Raw genomic sequence first — 26,238 nt, forward strand, 5'->3', positions numbered from 1 at the left:
CAGCTCTTGGTTCCAAAAACTCTCACGACGGACAGTGTTTATACCACCCTTAGTCCGGCCGATTAGGCGTCCACGCCCCCCCCCTTTTCACGCCCATGCTCGTCGCTGTTCGGTGGGCCTTGAGATAGGTCGCGTCGATCATCACGGTCTTCTCTTCACCGAGCTCGGCGGCCAGGCCGTTCATCATTCGAGCGAAGATGCCCTTGTCGCTCCACCGTTTCCAACGGTTGTAAAACGTCTTATGCGGCCCATAGAAAGCGGGAGTATTACGTCACCGCACCCCTTTTGCGATTGATGAAGATAATGCCACTCAATATGCGCCGATCATCGACAAGCGGCTTGCCGTGAGACTTAGGGAAGGTAGGTTTAAGACGCGCCACTTGCACATCGCTCAACCACAAAAGTTCAGACATGATCACAACTCGATTTTCGAACCGTGAACCACGCCGCAGAGAGGAAATAAATGGGTCCTGACCTTCTGATCAGCCCCACCCAAGTGGTCCAGTTTGATTGTTAGTGCATGATTGGCCTCTGGTCCATCGGGACGACGGTTTCCGGCGCCGGCGGGCGGTAGCCCAGAGCACTATGCGGTCGTTTGGTGTTGTAGTGTTTCCTCCATTGTTCGATCAGGATTTGAGCCTCGCGCAGGCTGTAGAAGACCTCACCGTTTAGAAACTCGTCGCGGAACCGGGCGTTGAAGCTTTCGCAGTATCCGTTCTCCCAGGGGCTGCCCGGCTGGATGTAGGCGGTCTTGGCGCCAACGGCTTTAATCCAGTCCTGAACCGCCTGAGCAATGAACTCTGGGCCGTTGTCAGAGCGGATATAGGAAGGTACACCGCGCAGGATGAACAGGTCGCTCAAGGCGTCGATCACATCGCCAGAGTTCAGCTTGCGCTTTACCCTGATTGCCAGACATTCCCGGCTGTGTTCGTCGAGGATGTTCAAAGTGCGGAACACCGTCCCATCGTCGGTTCGATGATGCACGAAGTCATAAGACCAGACGTGATTGCGATGCTCGGGCCGGAGCCGAACGCATGATCCATCATTCAGCCAGAGCCGCCCTTTCTTCGGTTGTTTCATTGGCACTTTCAGCCCCTCACGTCGCCACAGACGCTCCACACGCTTGTCGTTGATTTGCCAGCCTCCATCTCTCAGAAATGCCGCGATCCGGCGGTAACCGTATCGGCCATACTGACGTGCCAGCTCAATCATATCCGCGACCAGTTTCTCTTCATCGGCTCGGCCCCGAGGCAACTTTCGTTGTGTAGATCGGTGTTGCTTCAGCACACGACAGGCTCGACGTTCAGAAATCCGGAACTGGCTTCGCACGTGATCGATACAAGTCCGGCGACGCGCGGGGCTTGGAAGTTTCCCTTCGCAGCTTCCGCCAAGATCAACTGGTCCAGAGTGAGGTCGGACACAGCCTTTCTCAGCCGTTCGTTCTCCTTCTGAAGGCGTTTTAGTTCCCTAAGTTGGTCGGTTCCCATCCCGCCATATTGCTTGCGCCAGCGATAATAGGTCTGTTCGGTTATGCGAACCTCACGGATCGCATCAACCCGCGCCATTCCTTGCCCGACAAGCACCTCAACCTGCCGTAACTTCGTGACAATTTCCTCGGGCTTGTGTCGCTTATTTCCCATCGTGAGTCCTCCGTTTTCTAAACATAGCGGCGGACCACTTCAGTGGGGGAGGATCATTTTCTTAGCGCTCGAAAAGAAAACATCAAGAACAACATCAGGAAAAACAGACCGGAAATGTCTCCGATCAGGTATGCGAAGTATTCAGTCGCAGTACTACCGAATGCAAGATTGGTGAGGGTAGAGCTCACAACAGCAGCAAGGCCTCCAATGATCATTATGGAGGACCAGCTAGGTTTTCTGTCCGATCGTGGAGCCACATCCCATCCCAAAGCCCTGGCTAAATAGAATAAGAACGGCGCTACTACAACGGCAACGGCCATTCCTATCAAACGGCTTAACTCAAAAACACTAGCACCTGCCAAGTAGTAATATGCAAGAAAGACACCAGGAAGTAGTGCAATCACTGAGCGCCAGCCAAGTAGCCAAGCAGCTATGACGCGGACACCATGCGGCAGAAATATCAGGCTAGCATGGCTGCTGTAGTCCGGGAAAGCCATGCTCTGAATTGGCATAAATACCTCAAATGTAATGAAAAAGGCTAAGAAATAGAAAATTGATGTGAATAGAGTTTCTTTAGTCGTCTCTAGAACGTTTAGCTTAAAGTAGATTGGTTTAAACAACTCAAATTCTTTCCTTGAAGTAAAACATCTGGTGAGTGCCTATATCCATTGCGACCAAAGCTTCACTTAGATTGACATCGTGTTACTTTCGATAGTTGCGGCAGATTGGTCGATTGAACTGTCAATATCCATAAATCTTGATGTCGCAACAGAACGTATGAGCGGCTCAGGTGTGTTCTTCGATCACGTCATCAGCCGTCCAACACCTAGAAAAGCCAGAAAGTTGGGAACAGCTTTCTATTTGAAATTCTCCAGTGCCCGGCATGCCAGCAATAGTAAATACAGCTCAGCCTAGGCGGAATTTAGATTCCGATCTCTCTGGTCACGGTCAGCTGAGGGTCGTCGCGAGTTCAATTTTAACTGAGACCACTATCTCGCCCTCGCTAAGGAGAGCTATGTAGTTGAGACAGCAGCATTTGCGCCCTCCATCTTTAACAAAATATTCGATACTGATTCGGTATTTTCTGCCAACCCCATTTTTGACCGCCTCGAAAATTATTCCTGAATGTATAATTTGCACATGAAATTATTTCCATGAGGTTAATGAATCTCTTGAAGTATTTAGGGTCAAGACCCAGAGATTTCCTCTCCGCGGCGTGATTCACGGTTCGAAAATCGAGTTGTGATCATGTCTGAACTTTTCTGGTTGAGCGATGCGCAAGTGGCGCGTGTTAAACCTTTTTTCCCGAAGTCTCACGGCAAGCCCCGTGTCGATGATCGGGGTGTATTGAGTGGTATTATCTTCATCAATCGTAAAGGGGTGCGGTGACGTGATACTCCCGCTTTCTGTGGGCCGCATAAGGCTTTGTACAACCCTTGGAAACGGTGTAGCGACAAGGGCATCTTCGCTCGAATGATGACCGGCCTGGCCGCCGAGCTCGGTGAAGAGAAGACCGTGATGATCGACGCGACCTATCTCAAGTCCCACTGAACAGCGACGAGCATAGGCGTGAAAAAGGGGGCGTGGAAGCCTAATCGGCCGGACTAAATGTGGTACGAAGACTGTCGGTCGTGAGAGCTTTTGGAGCCAAGAGCTGCGTAAACTAATAGAGTGTTCTGCTCATCTGTTCGATTTGATTATGCTGCGCGTTGACTGTGATGCAAGCGGCGCGCTTTTAACGTCTTCTGTTTGATCCTTTCTCGATGTTCCAAAATGGCTTTGTCCCTGCCGAAGTAGACATCGGCGGGTGCGACGTTGTTCAGGCTCTCGTGGTTGTAGTGGTCTACGAAGGCTTCGATCTGAGCTTCAAGGTCGCCGGGCAGGAAGTGTCCGTCGTCAGAGTTTTTGGCACCAGAGGCGGCCTAAACTAAACGAGAGTTAGGCTCATCTGGTTTGTGCGGTTATGCGGCGTGCTGGCGGTGATGCAAGCGGCGCGTTTCGAGCGTCTTGCGTTTGATCCTTTCCCTTTGTTTTAAAATGGCTTCGTCACGCCCGAAGTATACATCGGCGGGTGTGACGTTGTTGATGCTCTCATGATAGCGTTGGTGGTTATAGTGGTCGACGAAGGCTTCAATTTGCGCTTCGAGATCGGCGGGCAGGAAGTAGTTTTCGAGCAAGATGCGTTTCATCAAAGTTTGATGCCAGCGTTCGATCTTGCCTTGGGTTTGCGGATGATACGGCGCACGACGAGAATGCTTCATGCCTTTGTCTTGCAACCATTCTGCTAGATCGCCCGAGACGTAACTGGATCCGTTGTCGCTGAGCAGACGTGGCTTGTGAACGACGTGAACATGATCGCAGCCAGATGCCTTCAACGCCAAGTCCAGCGTGTCGGTCACATCTTCAGCCGCATGGTCGTGCAGAGCTTCCGGGAGACGATGTAGCGGCTGTAATCGTCGAGAACCGTGCTGAGGTAAAACCAGCCCCATCCCATCACCTTGATGTAGGTGAAGTCGGTCTGCCAGAGCTGATTGATCGCAGTCGTTTTGTCTTTGACCCCATCAGCAGCCTTCAAGACGATGAACGTCGGGCTGGTGATCAGATCATGCGCCTTCAGCACCCGATACACAGTGGATTCTGACACCAAGTAGCGCTCCTGATCCGTGAACGTCACTGCCAGCTCGCGGCGTGACAACTCCGTCTCCTGAAAGGCGAAGTCGACAACCTTGCGCTTCACCTCGTCGGGCACACGGTTCCAGACATGTTTTTGCTTGGGTGATTGGTCCTGTAAGCCAGCCTCACCGCGCTGAAGATACCGGCCGTACCAGCGATAGAACGTGGTGCGGGGAATACCGAGCTTGGCCAATGTTAGATGCGCCGACAGATGGCTCTCTTCAACCAACCGGATGATCTCAATCTTCTCAGATGCAGGTTCTCTCATTCGGGGTCATCCCCACCGTTGAACATGCTTTTTTTGAGCAGACGTAGTTCAAGCGTTTGTTCCGCAACCACTTCCTTGAGGTCCTTTGCTTCTCGGCGCAGTTCCTTCACCTCATCGGTGTTTGCAGCACGCGCCGTGTCCCCAGCAAGCCGCTTCTTACCGGCTTCCATAAAGTCCTTGGACCATTTGTAATAGATGCCCTGTGATATACCTTCACGGCAACACAGTTCAGCAATGCTGTACTCGCCGCGCAACCCATCTAGGACGATCCTGATCTTCTCTTCAGAAGAATAGTGCTTGCGTGTCGCGCGTTTGATATCTTTGACGATATTATCGCCCGGGCTCTTCGTTGTCTTTCTCATCGTCCACTCCTCGGTGGCTACGATGAGCCAAGAACACTCTCTTAGCAAATACCGCTATTTGGTCCCATAGGCGCTGACGTCAGGCATTCCAAATTGGTCACCAGCAATTTGCCGTTCGAGGAATGGACGGAAACCCTCGGCACCGAACGTCTCACAGACGCATTGCTCGACTGGCTCACACACCACGTGAACATTTTGGAGATGGACGGCCAAAGCTACCGCTTGAACCAAAGCCGGGAACTCCTCGCAAACCCTGCTAATTGGCAAATGAACAATTGGCCCGCCCGCCAATTCGCCTTGGAGTTCTTACTATTCTACGGCCGCACGCTCCGAGCTGCATGCACTGAAATGGCCTGCTTGTATTCCGCCACAGTGGCAGGCTTTTACACCGCCGTTGACACTCCATCAGTCATTGGCGTTGGCTGTGGTCACCTTTACATAGTACCACCCTCTGCCTTCCACCCCGTTATTGGAAAGCAACCCTTTTTTCAAGAGCGATTTGAGCGCTCGAAAAAAAGTTGGGCGGGATACGTTGAGAACGAAGGTATGTTCAAGCATATCCATTGTTCTTACCCTGCCACTTTCATCTGTGAGTTCGCAAGCAGCACAGTAAACATCGCGCTCAACTTTGGACAGATCGTTCAAACCCAAGGCATTCTCCATCGACATCATGAGTTTTTTGAGCTCTGTCAATTTTGCAATGGTGTTCATAACAAGCGTCTCATGTGCATTTTTACTTTCCTGCTTGTGTCAGTAGTGTGATTTGCACGAGTTTTCAATGAGGTCTTGTCAGAACGATGGCACTTGGAGGCTGGTCGGGCTAGGCAATAGGGCACTGTCAAAGGAACTTAAGTTGAGGCAGTGTCAGAGGGATGTGACTTGAGTTGGGCAGGTTGGGGAAGTAGCGTTCGGGCATGGCCAACAAATCGCCCTTTCGCTACTTTCGTACCTCCCCAGAAGTCATCCGCCTAGCGGTGATGATGTACATCCGGTTTCCGCTTTCGCTTCGGAATGTGGAGGACTTTCTGCATGAACGAGGTATCGACGTAAGCTACGAATCCGTACGCTTTTGGTGGCAGAGGTTTGGCCCCAAATTTGCGTCAGAAATCCGTAAGAAGCGAACTCAAACCATGCGTCATCACTCGAACTGAAAATGGCACCTGGATGAAATGTTCGTGAAGATCAATGGCGAACGGCACTATCTTTGGCGGGCCGTCGATCACGAAGGTGAAGTTCTGGAAAGCTATGTGACGGTCATGTCAGAGGAAACCGGCTTGAGACGAATAGGGTGGGGCGGTAGCGTTCCGCCATGCCAAAACCATCCCCATTTCGCTACTTCAAAACCAGCCCTGAGATCATCCGCTTGGCTGTGATGATGTACATTTGGTTTCCTCTGTCGCTCAGGAATGTCGAAGATCTGCTACACGAACGCGGCATCGACGTGAGCTATGAGTCTGTTCGGTTTTGGTGGCAGCGGTTCGGTCCTAAATTCGCATCGGAAATCCGCAAGAGACGATCTCAATCGATACGCTGCCACTCAAACTGGAAATGGCACCTGGACGAAATGTTCGTGAAGATCAACGGCGAGAGGTACTACCTTTGGCGGGCCGTTGATCATGAGGGTGAGGTCCTAGAAAGCTATGTGACGAAGACGCGAGATAGGAAGGCAGCATTGAAATTTCTCAAGAAATCAATGCGGCGCCACGGTCGGCCAGGCACACTGGTAACCGACAAACTCCGCTCCTACGGTGCTGCGATGAGGGAAATTGGCAACGCGGATAGGCAGGAAACTGGCCGCTGGGTGAACAATCGCGCAGAGAATTCTCATCTGCCATTTCGACGAAGAGAGAGGGCGATGCTGCGCTTCCGACGATTGCGAAGCCTCCAGAAATTCGCATCTGTCCACGCCTCTGTTCTCAACCTCTTCAATTCGGAGCGCAGTCTCTATTCTAGACAACATTTCAAACTGAACCGCGTCGCCGCTCTGGCCGAGTGGCGCCAACTTTGTGCTGATTAAGGGGCAGAGGTTCTGTCCTAGCTGAGACTAGTTCGAATTCGTCTGACAGCACCGCCATCTTGCAATTTGTCTCGAGTTGAATGGGCCACTTTGGCTCGCACTTATCATTTGTTTCTTTGGGTTTAAGTGTCTTTGCCATTTTTGTTGGATTTCTTTCGATGATATCCGTATCGTTTCTTTGTGTGGTATGAAATGTGGTATGTTGAATGGCGCTTTCAGGAAAGTTGACGAAAAAGCTGGTCGAGAATCTCGGCGCTGGGCGGCATGGCGATGGCAACGGCTTGTACCTGGTCGTTGACCCTTCGGGCGCGAGACGCTGGATCGTACGGGTGGTGGTCAAAGGGCAAAAGAATAAGAAGGGAGCACCACTTAGGACTGACTTTGGATTGGGTGGCGCGGATATTGTCACGCTGAACCAAGCACGAGAGCGCGCGTTGGAGTATCGACGCATGGCGAAACAGGGGCTTAACCCACGTTTCAATGAACGACAGGAAGTGCCGACTTTTGAAGAGGTGGCGCAGCAGGTCCATATTGATCGCATGCCGACCTGGAAGAACGCCAAACACGGGGCGCAGTGGATTAACACGCTACGCGACTATGCCTTTCCAAAAATTGGGCGCATGCCTGTCGACAGCATTGATCAGCCCGAAGTGATGATGTGCCTTTCACCGATTTGGACCGCCAAGCATGAAACGGCACGACGTTTGTCGCAGCGCATAAAGATCGTGTTGGATGTGGCAAAGTCGAGAGGGTTTCGGTCTGGTGAGAACCCCGTGACTGCCATCAAGGATGCGCAAGTATTGCCTAAGGTGAAAGCTAAACCAAAGCACCATATGGCAATGCGCTGGCAAGACGTGCCTGACTTCTATGCCATTCTAAAGACCAAGAATGCTATGTCTGCCAAGGCCTTAATGTTTACTTGCCTAACAGGATCAAGAACCGGTGAAGTTTTGGGGCTACGGTGGGCTGAGTTGGATTTTGAACAGCGCCTTTGGATCTGCCCTGCAGAGCGGATGAAAACAGGAGAGGAACACCGCGTCCCGCTGACAGTTGAGACCCTGGCCATCATAGAACCGCTAATGGTCAATCAATCCGAATTTGTATTTGAGGGGCAGAAACGCCATCACCCGCTTTCTAATATGTCGATGCTCATGCTTTTGCGTCGCATGAAGGTCGAGGGTGTAACCGTGCATGGGTTTCGGTCCACATTCCGCGACTGGGCAGCAGAGGAAGCCAATGCGCCGAGAGAAGTGGCCGAAAAGAGCCTCGCGCATTCAGTAGGCTCAGAAGTTGAACGGGCTTTGTCTGACGTCAGCACCTATGGGTCCAATTAGGGTGATTTGATAAGGGAGAGTTTCTGGCTCATCGTAACCACTAAGGAGTGGAAGATGAGAAAGACTACGAAGAGCCCTGGCGAGAAGATCGTTAAAGATATCAAGCGCGCCACCCGTAAACAGTATTCGGCGGAAGAGAAGATCCGTATCGTCCTTGATGGTCTTCGTGGCGAGGACAGCATAGCTGAACTGTGTCGCCGCGAGGGGATTTCTCAAGGCGTTTACTACAAATGGTCGAAGGACTTCATGGAGGCCGGTAAGAAGCGGCTGGCGGGCGATACAGCGCGTGCCGCAAACACTGACGAGGTGAAAGAACTGCGCCGCGAAGCAAAGGATCTCAAGGAGGTTGTCGCGGAGCAAACATTGGAACTGCGTCTTCTCAAAAAAAGCATGACAGGCGATGGGGGCGACCACGAATGAGGTATGCCGCATCCGAGAAGCTGGAGATCATCCGGTTGGTTGAAGAAAGCCATCTGTCAGCGCGTCGTACATTGGCCAAACTGGGTATCCCTCGCACCACATTCTACCGTTGGTACGACCGATACCTGCAGCGCGGGGAGGCTGGTCTTGAGGATCAGTCTCCCAAGCCCAAACACGTTTGGAACCGCGTTCCAGACGAGGTGAAGCGCAAGGTCGTCAGCTTCGCCTTGAAAGAGACAGAGCTGTCACCCCGCGAGTTGGCGGTGACCTTCACAGACCAAGAACGGTACTTTGTATCGGAATCCACAGTGTATCGCACGCTCAAGGCACATGACCTGATCACCAGCCCAGCATTCATCGTGCTGAAAGCCGCGAATGAGTTCGAGCATAAGACAACGGCCATCAACCAGCTTTGGCAGACCGACTTTACCTATCTCAAGGTTCTGGGGTGGGGCTGGTTCTATCTCAGCACAATCCTGGACGATTACAGCCGCTACATCATCTCGTGGAAGCTCTGCACGACCATGCGGGCGGAGGATGTGACTGACACGCTGGACTTGGCTTTGCAGGCGTCAGGGTGCGATCAGGTCCACGTTGTCCACAAACCGCGCCTACTCAGCGACAACGGCTCCAGTTATGTCTCGGGTGACCTGGCTGAGTGGCTGCAGGACAAAGGCATGAAACATTCACGTGGAGCGCCGTATCATCCCCAGACGCAGGGCAAGATCGAGCGTTGGCATCAAACTTTGAAGAACCGGATCTTGCTGGAAAACTATTTCCTGCCCGGCGATCTCGAAGACCAAATCGAAGCCTTCGTCGATCATTACAATCACCAGCGATATCACGAGAGCCTGAAAAACGTCACACCAGCCGATGTCTACTTCGGACGTGACCAAGCCATTCTGGAACAACGAGAAAGGATCAAACGGAAGACATTCGAAGCGCGACGCTTGCATCACAGTCAACGCGCAGCATAATCAAACCGACCCGATGAGCCGAACACTCTCTTAGTTCACGCCGCTTTTGGTTCCAAAAACTTTGACGACGGACAGGTTGATTAAGCAGGATGGCTTTAAGCGCCTGCCTAAAGATTTGCCAAACTACTTGAAAATGCCTAAGGCCATTTATGCGAAAGCTCTTGCCTCCGAGGACAAGGCTTACCCTAGCATTGAAGAGGCTAAAAAGCTCTTGCTGGGTATGCCCTCCGAGAAACTTGCGGACAAACGGGCCCGCGCCATGGTGGCCATTGCTTATCTCGGCGCGTTGAGGGCGGACACGATTACCTCACTGCGCATCTGCCATTTTGATGCGGTAGACAAAAAGATCTTGCAGGACGCGAATGTATCGCGAGCCAAGAACGGCAAGAGCCTTAAGATTGACTGGTTTCCGATATCGGACAGTTTTGCACGGGCGATAGAAGACTGGATTGATGTACTGGCGTCAAAGGGCTTGTCGGGGCAGGACGCGCTCTTCCCTAACCTTCGAGTGCTTCAACACCACAAGGACCTCAAAGACCCTTGTCGAGCCCCAATTGAGCCCATGGCATCCAAAGACGCGGTGTCAAAGGCATTTGCGGTCGCTTGTCGTGACACTGCAGTAAAATACACCCCTCACTCTGTAAAGGATACCATTGCGGCGGAACGAGACCGCAGGCCCCTGACTGAGCGCCAGCGCCGCGCGTGGTCGCAAAACATGGGCCATGACAGCGAGGCAACCACACAACGGCACTACGGAACAATTGGCGACGAAGAACGTTCCGCACTTTTCGAGGAAATCGCAACGGTCAAGACCTCTGCGCCACAAGTCCTTTCTGACGAACAGAAAGTCGCGTTATTCGACAGGATTTTGTCGGAATTGACTGGGGCGTGATGGATAGGATGACGCCCCCTTTTCTTGCGGACGTGAGTTCGCCGGAAGCGAAAATAATCCTATTTTGGTTCTCGCAGCAGCTTTACGCAAAGATGTGAACTTTGCGGAGTTACGCGACAACCAACAACGGACGTCGAGAAAAGTCAGGGCTTAACGTAGATCTCAGCCCTAAGCGGCCAAGAAGCTCCAGCACTTCGGGCGGAAAGCGGACTCTCTCTGCAACTGCGAATGTTGGCATTGGGAAGGCGAAGCAGCTGTTCACAAGGCAGAACGACCGCCTCTTTCGCTGGGTTAAGCATCAGGTCAGCAATGTTGCACAAATGCGGGACTTTCCGTAGTTGCACCAGTGGCTCAAAGCGGACATGCAGCCCAATGTGGAAACTGACGTCTGAAATTCGAGTTCTGAAATCTCATCCGACGTGCATGTCATGTTGCGGTTCGACGCGGTTTTGAAGATAAAGCTGGCGAGTTTAGCGGGCAGTCATGGGGTTGTTACGTTGGTTTCGCCTGCTTTGAATTGCTCCCCTAGGTATTCCAGTTAGTATGACGATCACAAAAACGACCGCGATGCAAAACGCCTGTGGTAGGACTTAAAGAGATGTATCAGTGGTTGAACAGTCGCGGATTGCGACGTCTCTGTAATCGCACAGTCCGCGCCTAAAACCAGTCCACTTCACTGACATCGACTAGGGCAGTGTGATCTCTCCCATAAGCCACAATCGCAATAGAGGTGACGGTGTCCGCCCGAGGGGTCTTTCGGAGGAAACTGCCGGATGGTTTGAAGTCGTTGAAGAGCAGTTGAACGTCGGTCCAATCCGGGGAAGTGGCGAACTGCGCCTGGTAGTATTGCCAAGGCAACCGTGTGCCTTTGGTACGCAGGTGCAAAAAATACGTCCCACTGTTGCCGCGCACTTTTAGGCGCACACCTTTGGTAGTGTCGGCCAACCGGTCTGACAGAGTGCGGCGCACTTGTATGAAGCCGCCATTGTTGTCGGTGCTCACGTTGCCCGCCAGCCGAACGAAGCTGCCGGAGGCATCGCGCTCAAATGTGGCGTCACCGGTAGAAACGCCCCCCATGACGGTGTCGGCAAAATATGTCCAGCGTGTGGACGGATTCGTGTCGAAGGTTTCAAACATGTCTTCAGCCTTAGCCGCTCCGATGCCAAATGCGACGAGTAAACCAGTTGCGATCACGGTGCGCCATTTCATTGGGTGGGCCTCCTTCAGTTCAACAGGGCAATCGAGAGGTTCAGGACCGTCGCGAAACTCACCCACGCCAGATAGGGAATGAACGCAACCGCAGAGAGGCGATCCCAGCCCCAAGTGCCGCGGATGAACAGCACAATGGTGGCCCAAAGCGCAGCAATCACTACAAGCGCCAACCAAGGCATCTGCAGTACAAAGAAGGCTGGGGACCACAGGAAATTCAAGACCAGTTGTGCCCACCATAGGGTCAACAGAGAGCCGTGGTCGCGTGCTTCGAACTGGCGCCATCCTGCCATTGCGATGAGCACATATAAAGTTGTCCAAACCGGCGCAAATATCCAGTTGGGGGGATTGAAAACGGGTTTGTTGAGATCAACGTACCAAGCCCCCGGAGCGGTCAAGGTGCCTATCAGAATGCCGCCCCCCATGACCAAGATCAGAAAGGCGATGCGGATGGTCCATTTTGTCACTGGTGATCTGTTCCTGTGTCGGAAGCCCGTGGTTTTCTTAGCACGTCAGGCCTGTCACTAGCGCCTTTGCTTGTGTATCAAACCGCGTCATTTGGGGGGGCTCGGCGCCGACGAGTTTCACCGTGGCACCGGAGATTTCGGCGCCGGTCACAGTGATTTCACGCGCGCCGAGGGTATCGTCAACGTCAACGGTAAAGGTGATGCTTTCTCCTGAACCAAGTGTTGCAATCGGTAAGTCAAGTGAGTTTTGGCCATCCACGATGGTTGGCAGCGTGGTCAGGGCCTCGCGGCCGGCTACGACCTCAAAGGGTTGGAAGACCTCCACACCGGCGCCGTTGCCTGTGACATCAAAAATAAGTGCGCCCTGGGAGGTGGTGAGATCCAGCGTGAGGGTACTGGCCGTCACCGCACAGGCGCCGACGTTTTTGATTTCAAAGCGATCTTTGGGGGCGCCTTCAATGAACCGAACACTGAGATCGGCATGCCCGGCTGTGGACATAAGGGGAAAGGCGAGTGCGGCAAGCGTCAGGTGCATAGGGCGAAACATCTTGGAACCTCTTTGTTTGGCAATGATTTGGGTACGCCGTGGCGCTTGGGCAGGATCATTTTTGATTGGGCAGATGTCGTCCGCCAGCGCTTGGGTTTCGTATCCATAAAAATGGGCTGAGGAGACAAACGTGCAAATCGTCTGGTTCAAACGGGACCTGCGTGTGCAGGACCATCGGGCGTTGACCTATGCTGCACAGCGTGGGCCCGTGGTGCCGTTGTTTGTGGTGGAACCTGCCTATTGGCAGCTTGACGATGTGTCCTGTCGGCACTGGGACTTTGCCCGTGAGGCCCTTGTGAGTTTGCGAGAGGATCTTGCGGACCTAGGGCAGCCGCTGATTGTGCGGGTTGGGGACGTGCTGGACGTGTTGGACGACTTGCGCAAAACCGTGGGTGTGCACGGTCTTTGGTCGCATGAAGAAACCGGCAACGGATGGACCTTTGCCCGAGATAAGCGGGTCGGCGCGTGGTGTCGCGCCAAAGGTGTGCTGTGGCACGAGATCCCGCAACACGGGGTGCAACGGCGGATGGCCTCGCGCAATGGGTGGGCGACCCAGTGGGATCGGTTTATGGCGGAGCCGATTGTCAACGCGCCTGTACTGAAGCCAACCGGCGTATCGCCAGGGCCTATTCCCACTGCAAAGGACCTCAATTTGGTACCCGACGGGGCGCGGGAGCGTCAAAAAGGCGGACGGGCGGCGGCGGAGGATGTCTTGTCGTCGTTCTTGACGGCGCGCGGTCGGACCTATCGCCGAGCCATGTCTTCGCCTTTGGCCGGTGCACATGCGTGTTCCCGGCTGTCGCCGCATTTGGCGTGGGGGAGCCTGTCGATGCGGGAGGTCACCCAAGCCACATGGGCGCGGCAACGGGAGGTTAAATTGCGGGGCGCGCGGGACGGCTGGGGCGGCGCGTTGTCGTCCTTTTCCGGTCGGCTGCATTGGCATTGCCACTTCATTCAAAAACTTGAGGACGCGCCGCGCATTGAGTTTGAGAACCTGCATCGCGGCTATGACGGCATTCGCCCCTCCGCCCCAGATGCGGAGCGATTGGTGGCTTGGGCGCGCGGCGAAACTGGGTTGCCGTTTGTCGATGCCTGCATGCGGTCTTTGCGCGCGACCGGATGGCTGAATTTCCGCATGCGCGCCATGGTCATGGCGGTGGCGAGCTATCACCTGTGGCTGCATTGGCGGGCGCCGGGTTTGGAACTGGCCCGCCTGTTCACGGACTATGAGCCGGGTATCCATTGGAGCCAGGTGCAAATGCAATCTGGCACCACAGGCATCAACACGGTGCGCGTTTATAATCCGGTCAAGCAAGGCATGGATCAGGACCCGACCGGGGCCTTTACCCGGCGTTGGGTCCCCGAGTTGGCCAAGATCGACGATCAATTTTTGCAGGAGCCCTGGAAGGCGGGGAACGCTGGCGCTGTACTGGGACAGGCATATCCCATACCCGTCGTGGATCATCTAAGCGCAGCGCGCGACGCGCGGGAGCGTATTTGGGCGGTACGTAAAGGGGAGGTCTTTCGCCAGGAGGCGCAGGGGATTGTGGCAAAACACGCCAGTCGGAAAACCCCACGCAGCCGGCCCCGCAAAAGCGGCACGTCCAAACAACTTGATCTGCCGCTGTAACAGGATCACCCAATGAAAATGCGGAAGAAATCTGATCTGCCCAGCAAGATCTGTGCGCGATGTCAGAGGCCTTTTAGCTGGCGCAAGAAGTGGGCCAAGGTGTGGGAGCAGGTGCGCTATTGCTCAGAGCGCTGTCGGCGTGGGGGCTAAGTGAGCCCGTCCAATACAGCGGCCGCACTGCTGCGGTAGGCGTGTTGCTTCTCCGCGCTCATGCGGTCCCACGTGCGGTAGGCATAGCCAAGGCGCGGGTTGCCGCGCAGTTTGTCCGCGTTGCGGATCAGGAAGTCCCAATAAAGTGGATTGAAGGGGCACGCGTCCGGGCCTGTTTTCTGCTTCACGTCATAGCGGCAGGATTGGCAGTGGTCCGACATTTTGTTGATGTAGTTGCCACTGGCGGCATAGGGCTTGGAGGCCAGCAATCCGCCGTCGGCAAACTGGCTCATTCCGATCACATTGGGCGCTTCGACCCATTCATAGGCATCGGCATAGACCGCCAGATACCACTCATGCACCGCATGTGGATCAATGCCCGCCAGCATGGCAAAGTTGCCAGTGACCATAAGGCGTTGGATGTGGTGTGCGTAGGCGTTATCGCGGGTTTGGGAGATAGCGGCGGCCATGCAGGCCATGTCCGACTGCGCAGTCCAGTAGAAGGCGGGCAAAGGGCGTTTTGCGTCGAAATGGTTGGCGTGTGTGTAGTCTGGCATTTTCAGCCAGTAGATGCCGCGCACATATTCACGCCAGCCGATGATCTGGCGTATGTAGCCCTCCACCGCATTGAGGGGCGCATCTCCGTCGTAATAGGCGCGCTCCACCCGGCGGCAGATTTCCAATGGACCAAGCAATCCGGCGTTTAGGTATTGGGCCAAAACTGAGTGATAGAGGAACGGTTCGTCGGTGAGCATGGCGTCCTGGTAGTCGCCAAAGTGGGGCAGGGTGGTTTGCACAAAGTGTTCCAGCGCCAACAGGGCCTCCTCGCGTGTGACCGTCAGCCAAAACGGCTCCAGAGATCCGAAGTTTTTGGCAAAGCGGGTGCCAACCAGCGCGAGAACCTCTTCTGTGATGGCGTCGCGTGTGGCTTGCCGAGGCTGCGGCATAAACAGGTCGCCTTTGGCAGGCTTGCGGTTTTCCGCGTCATAGTTCCATTTGCCGCCTTCGGGCGCGTCCCCGTTCATCAGAAGCCCGGTTTTGCGGCGCATCTCGCGGTAGAAATACTCCATGCGCAGCTGCTTGCGCCCCTGCGCCCAGGTTTGAAATTCCGCGTGGGAGCAGACAAACCGCGTGTCCTCCCGCATGTCCAAAGCGACGCCATTTTGCGCGGCCCAATCGCAGATGGCCTGCTTGAGGCGATACTCTCCCGGTGCTGTCATCACGACTTGTGAGAGGCCTAACGTCCCCAACTCATGGCTCAGCTGATCGGGCAGGGTGCCTGCGTTGTCGTCATCGTCCAATTGCACATAGCGGACGGTCCATCCCTCACGTCTGAGCAGGTCGGCATGATGCCGCATGGCGGAAAACAAAAAGGCGATTTTCTTTTTGTGATGGGGGACATAGCTGGCTTCCTCAGCCACCTCCGCCATCAGGATCACATCGCGGTCTTTGTTAGCGTCGCGCAGTGCGGAAAGGGGCAGGGACAGTTGATCGCCCAACACAAGGATAAGCCGCTCTGATGCGTGCGCGGGTGTTTGGATTGTCATAAGTAAAAATCAACGCTCAGTTCAAAAGGGCTTCGATTTGCGAGGTCACCGCTTTGGACATCGGTTTGGTCTGGGAAGAAAACTTCGCAACCACTCCGCCGTCAGGGCCAATCAGGACCTTGCTAAAATTCCACCGCGGCACATAGCCAGCTTCCTCACGCAGCGACACAAATAGGGGATGCGCGGTTTTGCCTTTGATCGAGGTGATCCCTGTCATCGGCATGTCGATGCCATATTGCAGCTCGCAGAATTCTTTCACTTCGGCGTTTGACCCTAACTCTTGTTTGAAGTCGTCAGAAGGCACTGCGAGCACCACCAGCCCTTGATCGCGGTAGGTGTCATAGAGGTCCTGCAGCCCGCGGTACTGCTTGGTGAAGGCACATTGTGACGCCGTATTCACCACCAAAACCGGCTGTCCGGCCCAGTCCGAGACCGCAAGCGTGCCGCCGTCAATCGAGTCAAACGTGGCTGACAATTCCAAGGCGAAGGCAGCGCTCGCCGTGGACAGCGTTATTATCAAAGCAGTTAGGAACTTCATATCGACCCTCCGTTTATTCGATTACGGCACAGAGGGCGCCTTGGATGTCCTTGTGATGCTATGCGAGACGTGCCTGAGGGATCACGCTTTTAGGTCATAAAACCGTGCGGCGTTGTCCCCAAACACGGCGGCGTGCCAATCGTTGGGGACCAGCGTCTCCATGGCCGCGAACAGCGTGCCATAGTCGGAATAGAGGCTGTCGACCGGGAAGTTTGAGCCAAACATCACGCGGTCCTGGCCAAACTGATCCAAGCAGGTTTTCACAATTGGCGCGATGCTCTGCTGCGTCCACAGATGCTCGAACATACCAAGGCCGGAGAGCCTGCAGGATACGTTGGGCAGAGCGGAAAGAAGCTCTAATTCCTTCGTCCAAGCGTTTAAGCCAGCCGTGCTGCGATCATGTGGAGACCCGGCATGGCAGAGGGCAACCTGTAGCTCAGGCACTTGCGCCAACACATGGGCGGTGTCCTTCATAAGCTCCGGGATCAATTGCAAATCGAAGCGCAAGCCACGCCGCGCAATCTCTTTCAAGCCTGCCAGAAACCGCGGGTCTTGCAGCAAAGCGTTGGTGCCGGTTTGCGCATCCTCGCCCGGAGCGCGGCCAACAATCTGGCGCACGCCCTGCATAGTGGAGAGGTTTTGCAGCAGGTCGAGGTCCCTTGCTAGCGTGTCTGTAGTGAGATCACAAAACGCGACCTGGGCCAAAGGCCACTGTGGGTTTGCGTCTGCCACCTCCTGCACCCAGAGCGCCTCTTGCAGCGGATCCTCGGCGCCCACTTGAATGTGGACAGACCCTGAAATGCCATGCTGCTTGGCGTCAGCAGTGAATTCGTCCAGCAGGTAGTTGCGCTGAATGGGGCCCGGGTCACCAAAGAACCGTTCAACCCCTTGCGCCATCAGCCAGGGGTGTCCGTCGTCAAAGTTTTTGGAACCAAAAGCGGCGTGAACTAAGAGAGTGTTCGGCTCATCGGGTCGGTTTGATTATGCTGCGCGTTGACTGTGATGCAAGCGTCGCGCTTCGAATGTCTTCCGTTTGATCCTTTCTCGTTGTTCCAGAATGGCTTGGTCACGTCCGAAGTAGACATCGGCTGGTGTGACGTTTTTCAGGCTCTCGTGATATCGCTGGTGATTGTAATGATCGACGAAGGCTTCGATTTGGTCTTCGAGATCGCCGGGCAGGAAATAGTTTTCCAGCAAGATCCGGTTCTTCAAAGTTTGATGCCAACGCTCGATCTTGCCCTGCGTCTGGGGATGATACGGCGCTCCACGTGAATGTTTCATGCCTTTGTCCTGCAGCCACTCAGCCAGGTCACCCGAGACGTAACTGGAGCCGTTGTCGCTGAGTAGGCGCGGTTTGTGGACAACGTGGACCTGATCGCACCCTGACGCCTGCAAAGCCAAGTCCAGCGTGTCAGTCACTGTCTGACGTCAGCACCTATGGGTCCAATTAGGGTGATTTGATAAGGGAGAGTTTCTGGCTCATCGTAACCACTAAGGAGTGGAAGATGAGAAAGACTACGAAGAGCCCTGGCGAGAAGATCGTTAAAGATATCAAGCGCGCCACCCGTAAACAGTATTCGGCGGAAGAGAAGATCCGTATCGTCCTTGATGGTCTTCGTGGCGAGGACAGCATAGCTGAACTGTGTCGCCGCGAGGGGATTTCTCAAGGCGTTTACTACAAATGGTCGAAGGACTTCATGGAGGCCGGTAAGAAGCGGCTGGCGGGCGATACAGCGCGTGCCGCAAACACTGACGAGGTGAAAGAACTGCGCCGCGAAGCAAAGGATCTCAAGGAGGTTGTCGCGGAGCAAACATTGGAACTGCGTCTTCTCAAAAAAAGCATGACAGGCGATGGGGGCGACCACGAATGAGGTATGCCGCATCCGAGAAGCTGGAGATCATCCGGTTGGTTGAAGAAAGCCATCTGTCAGCGCGTCGTACATTGGCCAAACTGGGTATCCCTCGCACCACATTCTACCGTTGGTACGACCGATACCTGCAGCGCGGGGAGGCTGGTCTTGAGGATCAGTCTCCCAAGCCCAAACACGTTTGGAACCGCGTTCCAGACGAGGTGAAGCGCAAGGTCGTCAGCTTCGCCTTGAAAGAGACAGAGCTGTCACCCCGCGAGTTGGCGGTGACCTTCACAGACCAAGAACGGTACTTTGTATCGGAATCCACAGTGTATCGCACGCTCAAGGCACATGACCTGATCACCAGCCCAGCATTCATCGTGCTGAAAGCCGCGAATGAGTTCGAGCATAAGACAACGGCCATCAACCAGCTTTGGCAGACCGACTTTACCTATCTCAAGGTTCTGGGGTGGGGCTGGTTCTATCTCAGCACAATCCTGGACGATTACAGCCGCTACATCATCTCGTGGAAGCTCTGCACGACCATGCGGGCGGAGGATGTGACTGACACGCTGGACTTGGCTTTGCAGGCGTCAGGGTGCGATCAGGTCCACGTTGTCCACAAACCGCGCCTACTCAGCGACAACGGCTCCAGTTATGTCTCGGGTGACCTGGCTGAGTGGCTGCAGGACAAAGGCATGAAACATTCACGTGGAGCGCCGTATCATCCCCAGACGCAGGGCAAGATCGAGCGTTGGCATCAAACTTTGAAGAACCGGATCTTGCTGGAAAACTATTTCCTGCCCGGCGATCTCGAAGACCAAATCGAAGCCTTCGTCGATCATTACAATCACCAGCGATATCACGAGAGCCTGAAAAACGTCACACCAGCCGATGTCTACTTCGGACGTGACCAAGCCATTCTGGAACAACGAGAAAGGATCAAACGGAAGACATTCGAAGCGCGACGCTTGCATCACAGTCAACGCGCAGCATAATCAAACCGACCCGATGAGCCGAACACTCTCTTAGTTCACGCCGCTTTTGGTTCCAAAAACTTTGACGACGGACAGCGCTGTGCAAGGACGAATTTGGTGCATCGAGCGAGATAAGTTGGCTCTGCGTCAAGACGAGAAAACTGGTGAAGAATGTAGCGGTTGCACGGATTGGCCGATTCCGGCGATTTCTAAGCATCGCGCTAACCTTCGCCATACTCAAAAGTTGAACTAACCAATGCGTTTAGTTCAGTAAGAAAATTGTACTGTCTCGTTTGGGGAGGAGATTTTGCGGCAGCCGATGGTCGTTTGATTGACTGTTGAGTGTCCTCAAAGCAAACCTCAGTACGTTAGGGTCTTGAGCAGAAATGTTGAATTTGACCTGTCCAAGATTTGACATCCTATACCTTGAAACCAATTCAGTCTTCTTGGAACAAAACGGTGCTTAGCCGAACTGCAGCATCATGCAATATGTGTTTACGTTCCACTGCGTCCTTCAGGGACATCCGTTGTGCCGGGCCGTGATAGGCCAAAGCGGCAAAGAAACGACTGTTTGGATCGAAGACCGGAACCGCAATTGCAACCATACCGTCTAGGAACTCTTCCTGGTCAAGAGAGTACCCTTGTTTCCTGATGGCGGCGAGTTGAGTCAGGAGCTTTAGCGGATCGACAAGCGTGTGTTGGGTCATCGCTTTGAGGTTCAGTGAGGAGACCAAAGCTTCGCGCTTTTTGGGGGCGAGGCTCGCCAGGAATGCTTTGCCACTTGCAGTGCAATGAAAGGGAACGCTGGACCCGATTGGCAGTTGAATTCGGAACGGCCAATCTGTCTCCACGCGGTCCAGATAGTGCATCCCTGAGTTTCCTGGCACGGCGTAATTGACCGTTTCGCCAATTTGTCGTGCCACGTCGGTGAGGATTTGATGGCGCGCAACGTGGTCTCTTGAGTTGTGTAGCAGGCCTGATCCCAAGTCTCGCAGGCGACGGGCCACCTGATAGCTCTTCGATTTGCCGGGGCGTGTCAGAAATCCGTTTTCCTCAAGAGTCACGCATAGCCTGTGAACCGTTTGTTTTGGGAGCCCGAGCTGTTCGTTAATCTCCGTCGCTGTCAACGCATGATCGCTTTTTCCCAAAACCTCCAAAATCAGAAGTGTGCGCAAATTGGTTGGAATCCGATCAGTCGGCGACATGAAGCCCTCTTCAAAAAACAATAGTGCATTTTTCGCGAATCATTGTAGCGTCAATATTTATGAAAAACGAGATCAAAAGTCTCAATTTTTGAGTTTTGAGGTGAAATGGAGTTCGACTTTGTAATCGTTGGAGCTGGGTCTGCGGGCTGTGCGTTGGCAAACCGATTGTCGGCGGACGAACGATACTCTGTTGCTTTGATCGAAGCGGGACCTGCGGACAGAAATCCATGGATCCACATTCCGGTTGGATATTTCCGAACAATGGGCAATCCGAAGTCGGACTGGATGTATGTCACCGAGCCGGACGATGGGATTTCTGGCCGCGCCATTTCATGGCCCAGAGGCCGGGTTCTTGGTGGATCGAGTTCCATCAACGGGTTGCTTTACGTACGCGGTCAACCTCAGGATTATGACCACTGGGCGCAACAGGGGTGCTTCGGGTGGTCTTGGGAAGATGTGCTACCTCTGTTCAAACGGGCCGAAACTTGGCAGGGGGCAGATGAGAGCGGTGTGCGCGGGGCGGAAGGTCCGCTTTCGGTACAAGAGTCGCGATTGACCCGCACAGTGGTGGATGTGTGGCTCGATGCGGCTGAGGCGGCCGGGTACAAGCGTACGGCAGACTACAATGGTGAGGATCAAGAGGGGGTTGGATACTTCCAGCTGACCATGAAAGGCGGCCGTCGATGTTCTGCCGCCGTCGCGTATCTGAAACCGATCAAAGACCGCAAGAACCTTACCATTCTTACGAATGCGCAGGCAGAAAAGGTCCTGATTGAGCATCACAGGGCTATAGGCGTTCGTGTCAAACGCCATGGTGCTAGGGAAAACGTGCGGGCACGCAAAGAGGTGATCCTGAGCGCCGGCGCCATAGGGTCTCCTCAGATTTTGATGTTGTCTGGCGTCGGCGATCCTGAGGAATTGTCACCCCACGGCATAGAAGTGCGCGCCGCGCTGACGGGCGTTGGAAAAAACTTGCAGGACCATCTACAGGCGCGGCCTGTCTTCAAAACCAATCTCAGCACGATCAACACAGAAGCCAACAGCATCTTCAAGCAAGGCCTGATGGCGCTTCAATATGCGCTGACACAGCGTGGTCCCATGACGATGGCTGCCAGCCTTGGAGCGGGGTTTTTAAAGACTGAGGACCATCTTGAGACCCCGGACATACAGTTCCACATCCAACCCTGGAGTGCGGACAAACCTGCGGATGGCCCTCATAAGTTCTCCGCCTTCACAGCTTCGGTTCTTCAATTGCGCCCCGAAAGCGCGGGCCACCTTTCTTTGCGCTCTGCAAAAATGGAAGATCACCCCGAGATTCATCCAAACTACCTGGCCACGGACCTGGACTGTAAAACGATTGTGAAGGGCATTCAGATCGCGAGGAAAATCTCGCAAACGGCCCCGCTAAAATCTCACGTCTCAGAGGAGCACGCGCCAGGTCCTGGAGTGGCTCTAGATGATGAGCAAGCGACGCTTGATTGGGCTCGGCAAACATCGGTCACGATCTATCATCCCACAGGAACCTGTAAAATGGGCAACGATGATCGGGCCGTTGTTGACCCGCGTTTGCGTGTGAGGGGGATCGATGGGCTTCGAGTCGCCGATGCGTCGATCATGCCCCAGATCGTGAGTGGGAACACCAATGCGCCTTGCATAATGATTGGAGAGAAAGCCGCAGACCTTGTGCTGGAGGATGCAAAATGACGCGAGGCACAACAACCAGGTTGCCGCTTTCGCGTGCGGAACATGGGTCATCAGAATGGCCCCAAAAACTCCGGGGCACCGCCTTCAGCCCTGAGACAAATCAAAAAGATACAGAGGGCTTTTCTCAAGGGAGGACTAAAAATGTTCAAACTTAAGCAGGTAGCAGCCAGTGCCGCTGCGCTGGCGCTCATGGCGTCAGCTGCAATGGCAGAAAAGGTGCTACGTATTCAATCAGTGCTGCCTAACACCGCTGACGAAGTCCATATGCTGAACGAATTTGGCAAGGACGTCGCGGCTTTGACAAATGGCTCGTTGACGATCGAAGTTTTGCCTGCGGGCGCGGTCGTTGGGCCGCGCGACATTATGGATGCTGTTGACGCGGGCCTCGTGGAAGGAGGTTTTGCTTGGACCCACTATTGGGGCGGCAAACACGTTGCAGCAAACCTGTTTGGCGCGCCGGTGGCGGGTGCAGGTGTTGGCTTGGACAACATCGCGTTTCTCAGTTGGTTCCAATACGGCGGCGGAAAAGAACTCTATGATCAGCTTTGGGTTGAAATGGGCGTGAACGTGAAAGGCTTCATGCTGCAGCCGGTAGGCCCAGAGGCTTTGGGTTGGTTCCCCAAACCCATCGAGTCTATGGATGATTTCCGGCAAATGCGGTTCCGTGCCCCTCCAGGGATGGTTGGCGCAGCCTACGCCGACATTGGTGTTCCCGCGGTTGCTATGGGCGGCGGAGACATCCTGCCAGCGCTGGAAAAGGGTACCATCGACGCAGCCGAATGGTGCTGCCCGAAACCTGACAGCGTGTTTGGTTTCCAGAAAGTCTTGAAGCATTACTACTTGCAGGGTCTGCACCAGGTTACTGTGAATGCCGACATGTATGTGAACCTCGACTTCTACAACAGCCTGAGTGACACCGAGAAGAAAGCGCTGGAAGTTGCCGCGAACGCCTCTCTGTCCAAATCGTTGTCGTACCGGATCTATGAGAACGGCAAGGCCCTGAAGGACTTGACCGAGAACCATGGTGTGATTTTGGAAGACACTCCGGCTGACTACTTCACCGAGTACATGGCTGCAGCCAAGAATGCGCTGCAAGCAGCTGCCGATGAAAATGAGTTCTTTGCTGAAGTGTGGCAATCCCAGAAAGACTTCGCAGACATTGCGGTTCCCTTCTGGGCTGGCGCTCAGACGTCAAACGCGGGGCTCGGTCGAGCCCATGCAGCAACGTTGAAGTAACTTAATAACGTGCGGGGCCACGCTGGCCCCGCGCTTCAGTTTTGATGAGGACAGGCGTCCTTTTCAAAACTGAAGACCCGAAAATTGGGCGCTGAACGGGACAAGGGAGACAACGGCATGGCTGCAGAGGAGGTGAACCCCGATGAGCTCGAAATTGCAGACGAACTGATTGCGGAAAGGCGTGCTGAAGCTCCCGGTGAAACGCCGGAAGACATGACGCCCTGGCAACGCCCAATCACCGCCGTTATTGACCGCATCAACTACCGCGCTGGCCAGATCATCGCCTTGATGATGGTGCCGTTGATCGCGGTTGTTGTGTACGAAGTTTTTATGCGGAATTCCTTTTCAATCCTGCAAAACGCGGGGTTTGAAGATCTGGCACGTTCATTGGGTCTAGGGCCGACGCTTTGGGTTTATGATACCAGCCGCATGATTGCGGGCATGCTTTTTATGGCTGCGGCAGGATATGGTTTGATGCGCGGCGTCCATATTCGCGCGGACTTCCTCTATCGAAACTGGACGGACAAGACCCAGGCGACAGTCGACGCGACGCTGTATCTGTTGTTCTTCATCCCGTCGATGATCTTCTTCACCATCGTTGCGTCTCAGTTTTGGTGGCTGGCCTTTTCAAAAGGCGAGACGATGCAGATCGACAGTGCCTGGGGACCGCTCTTATGGCCCGCACGGACAGCAATGCCGGTCGGGGCATTCTTGCTGCTCCTGCAAGGTATTCCGGAAATCTTTCGGGCCTTTCACAAAATGGGCAAAGACCGTGAGCGCTGGTTTGTTCGATTGTTGCCACTCTATTTGATCGGCCTGATCTGGCTTGTCCTCGCTGTGTTTTTGCCGGGCGCGGTGCCGGGCGGCGAGTGGTTTACGGATGTTATGAAGGCACGACCAGGACTCTCCAAACCCACAATCGGTTTGATCATGCTGGGCGCGATGCTGTTTGTGATCTTCATCGGGTTTCCGATCTCCTTCACCCTCATTTTCCTAGGATTTGTGTTTGGGATTTGGGGCTCGAATTTCAAGCTGACCACGCTGTTGCTCACCCTCAATACAAACTCGACCATGCTAAATGATCAGCTGATGGCGGTTCCGTTGTTTGTCCTGATGGGCATTGTCATGGAGGCCGCCGGGTTAATGGAGCGATTGTTCGCTTCGATCCAAATGATCATGGCACGGGTGCGAGGCGCACTTTTTATAGCTGTGCTGATCGTGTCTACGATTTTTGCAGCCGCAACGGGGATCGTCGGCGCCTCTGTTACCTTGCTTGGCATTATGGCCGGGGCGACAATGAGCCGCTCGGGTTACAACGTACAACTTGCGGCGGGGACGATCACTGCAGGGGGAACCCTCGGCATTCTCATTCCGCCATCAATCATGTTGATTGTGATGGGCCCGGTATTGGAAGTCTCCACGCTTGACCTGTTCCGCGGCGCATTCATTCCTGGCGCAATTTTGGCGTCACTGTATCTGGTCTACACTTTGGGTCGTTGCTGGTTGAACCCTGAGTTGGGGCCGGTTTTGCCAGAAGAAGATCAGCCGGATACGTCCAAGTTTTACGGCGCTGAAGTGGCGCTTATCTGTCTCGGCATCCTGACCGTCTGTCGCGTTTTCGGGCTGAGCTTGGGAGGTGCCTTTGGATCTGTCATGCCGTTTGGAGGCCTGATTGCGTTGGCCTTGGCTGTGGCCGTGGCATATGCGGCATACAGACGTCTCAATGTCTTGCGAATGGTTCTGCCAATCGCTGTGCTATTCCATTTCTACATGATCGTAGCCAACATGGGTGACGATGGCGGTTTGCCTATTTGGTCCACCATTTTTGCTGTGTTCACGCTTCTTTTGGCATTCCTTGCGAGGCCGATTTACAGCGCGGAGGCTGACGGTGGCTTCTATTTCTCGGAACTTTGGGATGAGTTTTTTGCAGGCTTGATGCCTCCGACGATATTGATTTCATTTGCGTTGGGCTCGATCCTATTGGGGTTGGCAACGCCTGCCGAAGCAGCGGCCATGGGTGCTTTCGGGGCCATTCTACTCTCGTTGGCGTATCGCAAGTTCACCATCCCGAGTTTCTTTGACAGCCTGGTCAAGGCCTTAGAGATCACTGTGTTGATCATGTTCCTCGTGGCAGCCTCAAATTTCTTTGGTGCGCAATTCAGTGCACTCGGAACACCAAAGATGATGACCGAGCTCCTTCTTGGTTTGGAAATGTCGCCTTATCTGATCCTTCTCCTTGTGATGGCTTTGATCTTCTTGTTGGGCTGGCCGTTGGAGTGGGTTCCCATCGTTTTGATCGTGGTCCCAATTTTGCTTCCCACCGTTCAGGCATTGGATGTCTACGGCTTGGAGCGCTACGATCTGATGGTCTGGTTCGGCATTCTGGTTGCCGTTAACCTTCAAACCGCTTGGTTGTCACCACCAGTCGCCCTTTCGGCCTACTTCCTAAAGGGCGTGGTGCCCAACTGGGACCTCAAGGACATCTACCTTGGCATGATGCAGTTCATGCTTGTCCAGCTCTTTGGCCTGATCCTTCTGTTCATCTTTCCGCAGCTGGTGCTTTGGCTGCCGGCCTTTATGTCAGGAAACTAACGA

20 protein-coding genes and 6 pseudogenes are annotated in these 26,238 nt (G+C 54.2%); 13 read left to right on the forward strand and 13 right to left on the reverse strand.

Annotated elements, in window-relative coordinates; genetic code table 11:
- Nucleotides 1-33: 33 nt before the first annotated feature.
- The 3 genes and pseudogenes from SIB38_RS09930 to SIB38_RS09940 all read right to left on the reverse strand — a co-directional run.
- Nucleotides 34-413: pseudogene (locus SIB38_RS09930) on the reverse strand (transposase); the annotation flags it as partial.
- A 100-nt stretch (nt 414-513) separates the two neighbouring features.
- A protein-coding gene (locus tag SIB38_RS09935; RefSeq protein ID WP_412551950.1) for an IS3 family transposase occupies nt 514-1,640 on the reverse strand; the annotation gives its coding sequence in 2 pieces (ribosomal slippage) (nt 514-1,376 and nt 1,376-1,640; 1,128 coding nt in all).
- 53 nt (nt 1,641-1,693) lie between these two features.
- Complete coding sequence (locus tag SIB38_RS09940) at nt 1,694-2,260, reverse strand: hypothetical protein (RefSeq protein ID WP_412551951.1); 567 nt, start codon at nt 2,258-2,260, stop codon at nt 1,694-1,696.
- Nucleotides 2,261-2,888: 628 nt separating this feature from the next.
- On the opposite strand from SIB38_RS09940, the pseudogene SIB38_RS09945 reads away from it, so the two are divergent.
- A pseudogene (locus tag SIB38_RS09945) lies at nt 2,889-3,264 on the forward strand (transposase); the annotation flags it as partial.
- Nucleotides 3,265-3,601: 337 nt separating this feature from the next.
- Here the strand turns inward: SIB38_RS09945 and SIB38_RS09950 are convergent.
- Nucleotides 3,602-4,943, reverse strand: a pseudogene (locus SIB38_RS09950) (IS3 family transposase).
- 81 nt (nt 4,944-5,024) lie between these two features.
- Between SIB38_RS09950 and SIB38_RS09955 the strand changes: the two are divergent.
- Nucleotides 5,025-5,180, forward strand: a pseudogene (locus SIB38_RS09955) (ATP-binding protein); the annotation flags it as partial.
- Nucleotides 5,181-5,348: 168 nt separating this feature from the next.
- Here SIB38_RS09955 and SIB38_RS09960 read toward each other — a convergent pair.
- Nucleotides 5,349-5,654 (reverse strand): hypothetical protein, encoded by a 306-nt coding sequence (locus tag SIB38_RS09960; protein ID WP_412551952.1) that lies wholly within the window; start codon nt 5,652-5,654, stop codon nt 5,349-5,351.
- A 203-nt stretch (nt 5,655-5,857) separates the two neighbouring features.
- On the opposite strand from SIB38_RS09960, the pseudogene SIB38_RS09965 reads away from it, so the two are divergent.
- The 5 genes and pseudogenes from SIB38_RS09965 to SIB38_RS09985 form a co-directional block, all read left to right on the forward strand.
- Nucleotides 5,858-6,196 (forward strand): annotated as a pseudogene (locus tag SIB38_RS09965) (IS6 family transposase); the annotation flags it as partial.
- Nucleotides 6,197-6,252: 56 nt separating this feature from the next.
- The gene (locus SIB38_RS09970) at nt 6,253-6,960 is read left to right on the forward strand and encodes an IS6 family transposase (RefSeq protein ID WP_412551953.1); all 708 of its coding nucleotides are present in this window, start codon (nt 6,253-6,255) and stop codon (nt 6,958-6,960) included.
- Nucleotides 6,961-7,166: 206 nt separating this feature from the next.
- Entirely contained in the window at nt 7,167-8,294 is a 1,128-nt protein-coding gene (locus SIB38_RS09975; RefSeq protein WP_412551954.1) for a tyrosine-type recombinase/integrase, read from the forward strand.
- A 54-nt stretch (nt 8,295-8,348) separates the two neighbouring features.
- Nucleotides 8,349-9,691 (forward strand): IS3 family transposase gene (locus SIB38_RS09980; protein ID WP_412550264.1). Its coding sequence is split into 2 segments (ribosomal slippage): nt 8,349-8,676 and nt 8,676-9,691, totalling 1,344 coding nucleotides; the frame shifts between segments, so codons are not numbered across the junction.
- Between the two features lie 76 nt (nt 9,692-9,767).
- The gene (locus tag SIB38_RS09985) at nt 9,768-10,583 is read left to right on the forward strand and encodes a tyrosine-type recombinase/integrase (RefSeq protein ID WP_412551955.1); all 816 of its coding nucleotides are present in this window, start codon (nt 9,768-9,770) and stop codon (nt 10,581-10,583) included.
- A gap of 657 nt (nt 10,584-11,240) precedes the next feature.
- On the opposite strand, the gene SIB38_RS09990 is transcribed toward SIB38_RS09985, so the two are convergent.
- From SIB38_RS09990 to SIB38_RS10000, 3 genes are read right to left on the reverse strand one after another with little or no spacing between them, the layout of a single operon-like run.
- Nucleotides 11,241-11,792 carry a CIA30 family protein gene (locus tag SIB38_RS09990; RefSeq protein ID WP_294119725.1) on the reverse strand — a complete coding sequence of 184 codons (552 nt, stop codon included), beginning with the start codon at nt 11,790-11,792 and terminating at the stop codon, nt 11,241-11,243.
- A 14-nt stretch (nt 11,793-11,806) separates the two neighbouring features.
- On the reverse strand, nt 11,807-12,259 hold the full coding sequence (locus SIB38_RS09995; RefSeq protein ID WP_294119723.1) for a TspO/MBR family protein: 453 nt from the start codon (nt 12,257-12,259) through the stop codon (nt 11,807-11,809).
- A gap of 37 nt (nt 12,260-12,296) precedes the next feature.
- Nucleotides 12,297-12,794: an aggregation factor core gene (locus SIB38_RS10000; RefSeq protein ID WP_294119722.1), complete on the reverse strand. Its 498-nt coding sequence runs from the start codon at nt 12,792-12,794 to the stop codon at nt 12,297-12,299.
- A 142-nt stretch (nt 12,795-12,936) separates the two neighbouring features.
- On the opposite strand from SIB38_RS10000, the gene SIB38_RS10005 reads away from it, so the two are divergent.
- Both SIB38_RS10005 and SIB38_RS10010 read left to right on the forward strand, forming a co-directional pair.
- Nucleotides 12,937-14,436: an FAD-binding domain-containing protein gene (locus tag SIB38_RS10005; RefSeq protein WP_412551956.1), complete on the forward strand. Its 1,500-nt coding sequence runs from the start codon at nt 12,937-12,939 to the stop codon at nt 14,434-14,436.
- A 12-nt stretch (nt 14,437-14,448) separates the two neighbouring features.
- Nucleotides 14,449-14,586: a DUF2256 domain-containing protein gene (locus SIB38_RS10010; RefSeq protein WP_412551957.1), complete on the forward strand. Its 138-nt coding sequence runs from the start codon at nt 14,449-14,451 to the stop codon at nt 14,584-14,586.
- Here the strand turns inward: SIB38_RS10010 and SIB38_RS10015 are convergent.
- The 4 genes and pseudogenes from SIB38_RS10015 to SIB38_RS10030 all read right to left on the reverse strand — a co-directional run.
- Nucleotides 14,583-16,133 (reverse strand): cryptochrome/photolyase family protein, encoded by a 1,551-nt coding sequence (locus SIB38_RS10015; protein WP_412551958.1) that lies wholly within the window; start codon nt 16,131-16,133, stop codon nt 14,583-14,585. The two genes, SIB38_RS10010 and SIB38_RS10015, sit on opposite strands and share 4 nt — an antisense overlap.
- 16 nt (nt 16,134-16,149) lie before the next feature.
- Complete coding sequence (locus SIB38_RS10020) at nt 16,150-16,671, reverse strand: glutathione peroxidase (RefSeq protein WP_412551959.1); 522 nt, start codon at nt 16,669-16,671, stop codon at nt 16,150-16,152.
- Between the two features lie 81 nt (nt 16,672-16,752).
- A complete protein-coding gene (locus SIB38_RS10025; protein ID WP_412551960.1) occupies nt 16,753-17,568 on the reverse strand; it encodes an amidohydrolase family protein in 816 nt (271 codons plus the stop codon).
- An 84-nt stretch (nt 17,569-17,652) separates the two neighbouring features.
- Nucleotides 17,653-18,090 (reverse strand): annotated as a pseudogene (locus tag SIB38_RS10030) (transposase); the annotation flags it as partial.
- 86 nt (nt 18,091-18,176) lie between these two features.
- On the opposite strand from SIB38_RS10030, the gene SIB38_RS10035 reads away from it, so the two are divergent.
- Nucleotides 18,177-19,519, forward strand: a protein-coding gene (locus SIB38_RS10035; protein ID WP_412550264.1) for an IS3 family transposase whose coding sequence is annotated in 2 segments (ribosomal slippage) — nt 18,177-18,504 and nt 18,504-19,519 — 1,344 coding nt in all. Because the reading frame shifts where the segments join, the coding sequence is not laid out codon by codon here.
- A gap of 416 nt (nt 19,520-19,935) precedes the next feature.
- On the opposite strand, the gene SIB38_RS10040 is transcribed toward SIB38_RS10035, so the two are convergent.
- On the reverse strand, nt 19,936-20,703 hold the full coding sequence (locus tag SIB38_RS10040; protein WP_294114086.1) for an IclR family transcriptional regulator: 768 nt from the start codon (nt 20,701-20,703) through the stop codon (nt 19,936-19,938).
- A 105-nt stretch (nt 20,704-20,808) separates the two neighbouring features.
- On the opposite strand from SIB38_RS10040, the gene SIB38_RS10045 reads away from it, so the two are divergent.
- The 3 genes from SIB38_RS10045 (at nt 20,809) to SIB38_RS10055 (ending at nt 26,235) form a co-directional block, all read left to right on the forward strand.
- A complete protein-coding gene (locus SIB38_RS10045) occupies nt 20,809-22,407 on the forward strand; it encodes a GMC family oxidoreductase (protein ID WP_294114084.1) in 1,599 nt (532 codons plus the stop codon).
- Between the two features lie 141 nt (nt 22,408-22,548).
- The gene (locus SIB38_RS10050) at nt 22,549-23,643 is read left to right on the forward strand and encodes a TRAP transporter substrate-binding protein (protein WP_294114083.1); all 1,095 of its coding nucleotides are present in this window, start codon (nt 22,549-22,551) and stop codon (nt 23,641-23,643) included.
- A 117-nt stretch (nt 23,644-23,760) separates the two neighbouring features.
- Nucleotides 23,761-26,235 (forward strand): TRAP transporter large permease subunit, encoded by a 2,475-nt coding sequence (locus SIB38_RS10055; protein ID WP_294114081.1) that lies wholly within the window; start codon nt 23,761-23,763, stop codon nt 26,233-26,235.
- Nucleotides 26,236-26,238 lie beyond the last annotated feature (3 nt).

Origin of the sequence: Shimia sp. MIT910701 (genome assembly GCF_047126315.1) — a bacterium.
GTDB lineage: Bacteria > Pseudomonadota > Alphaproteobacteria > Rhodobacterales > Rhodobacteraceae > Shimia.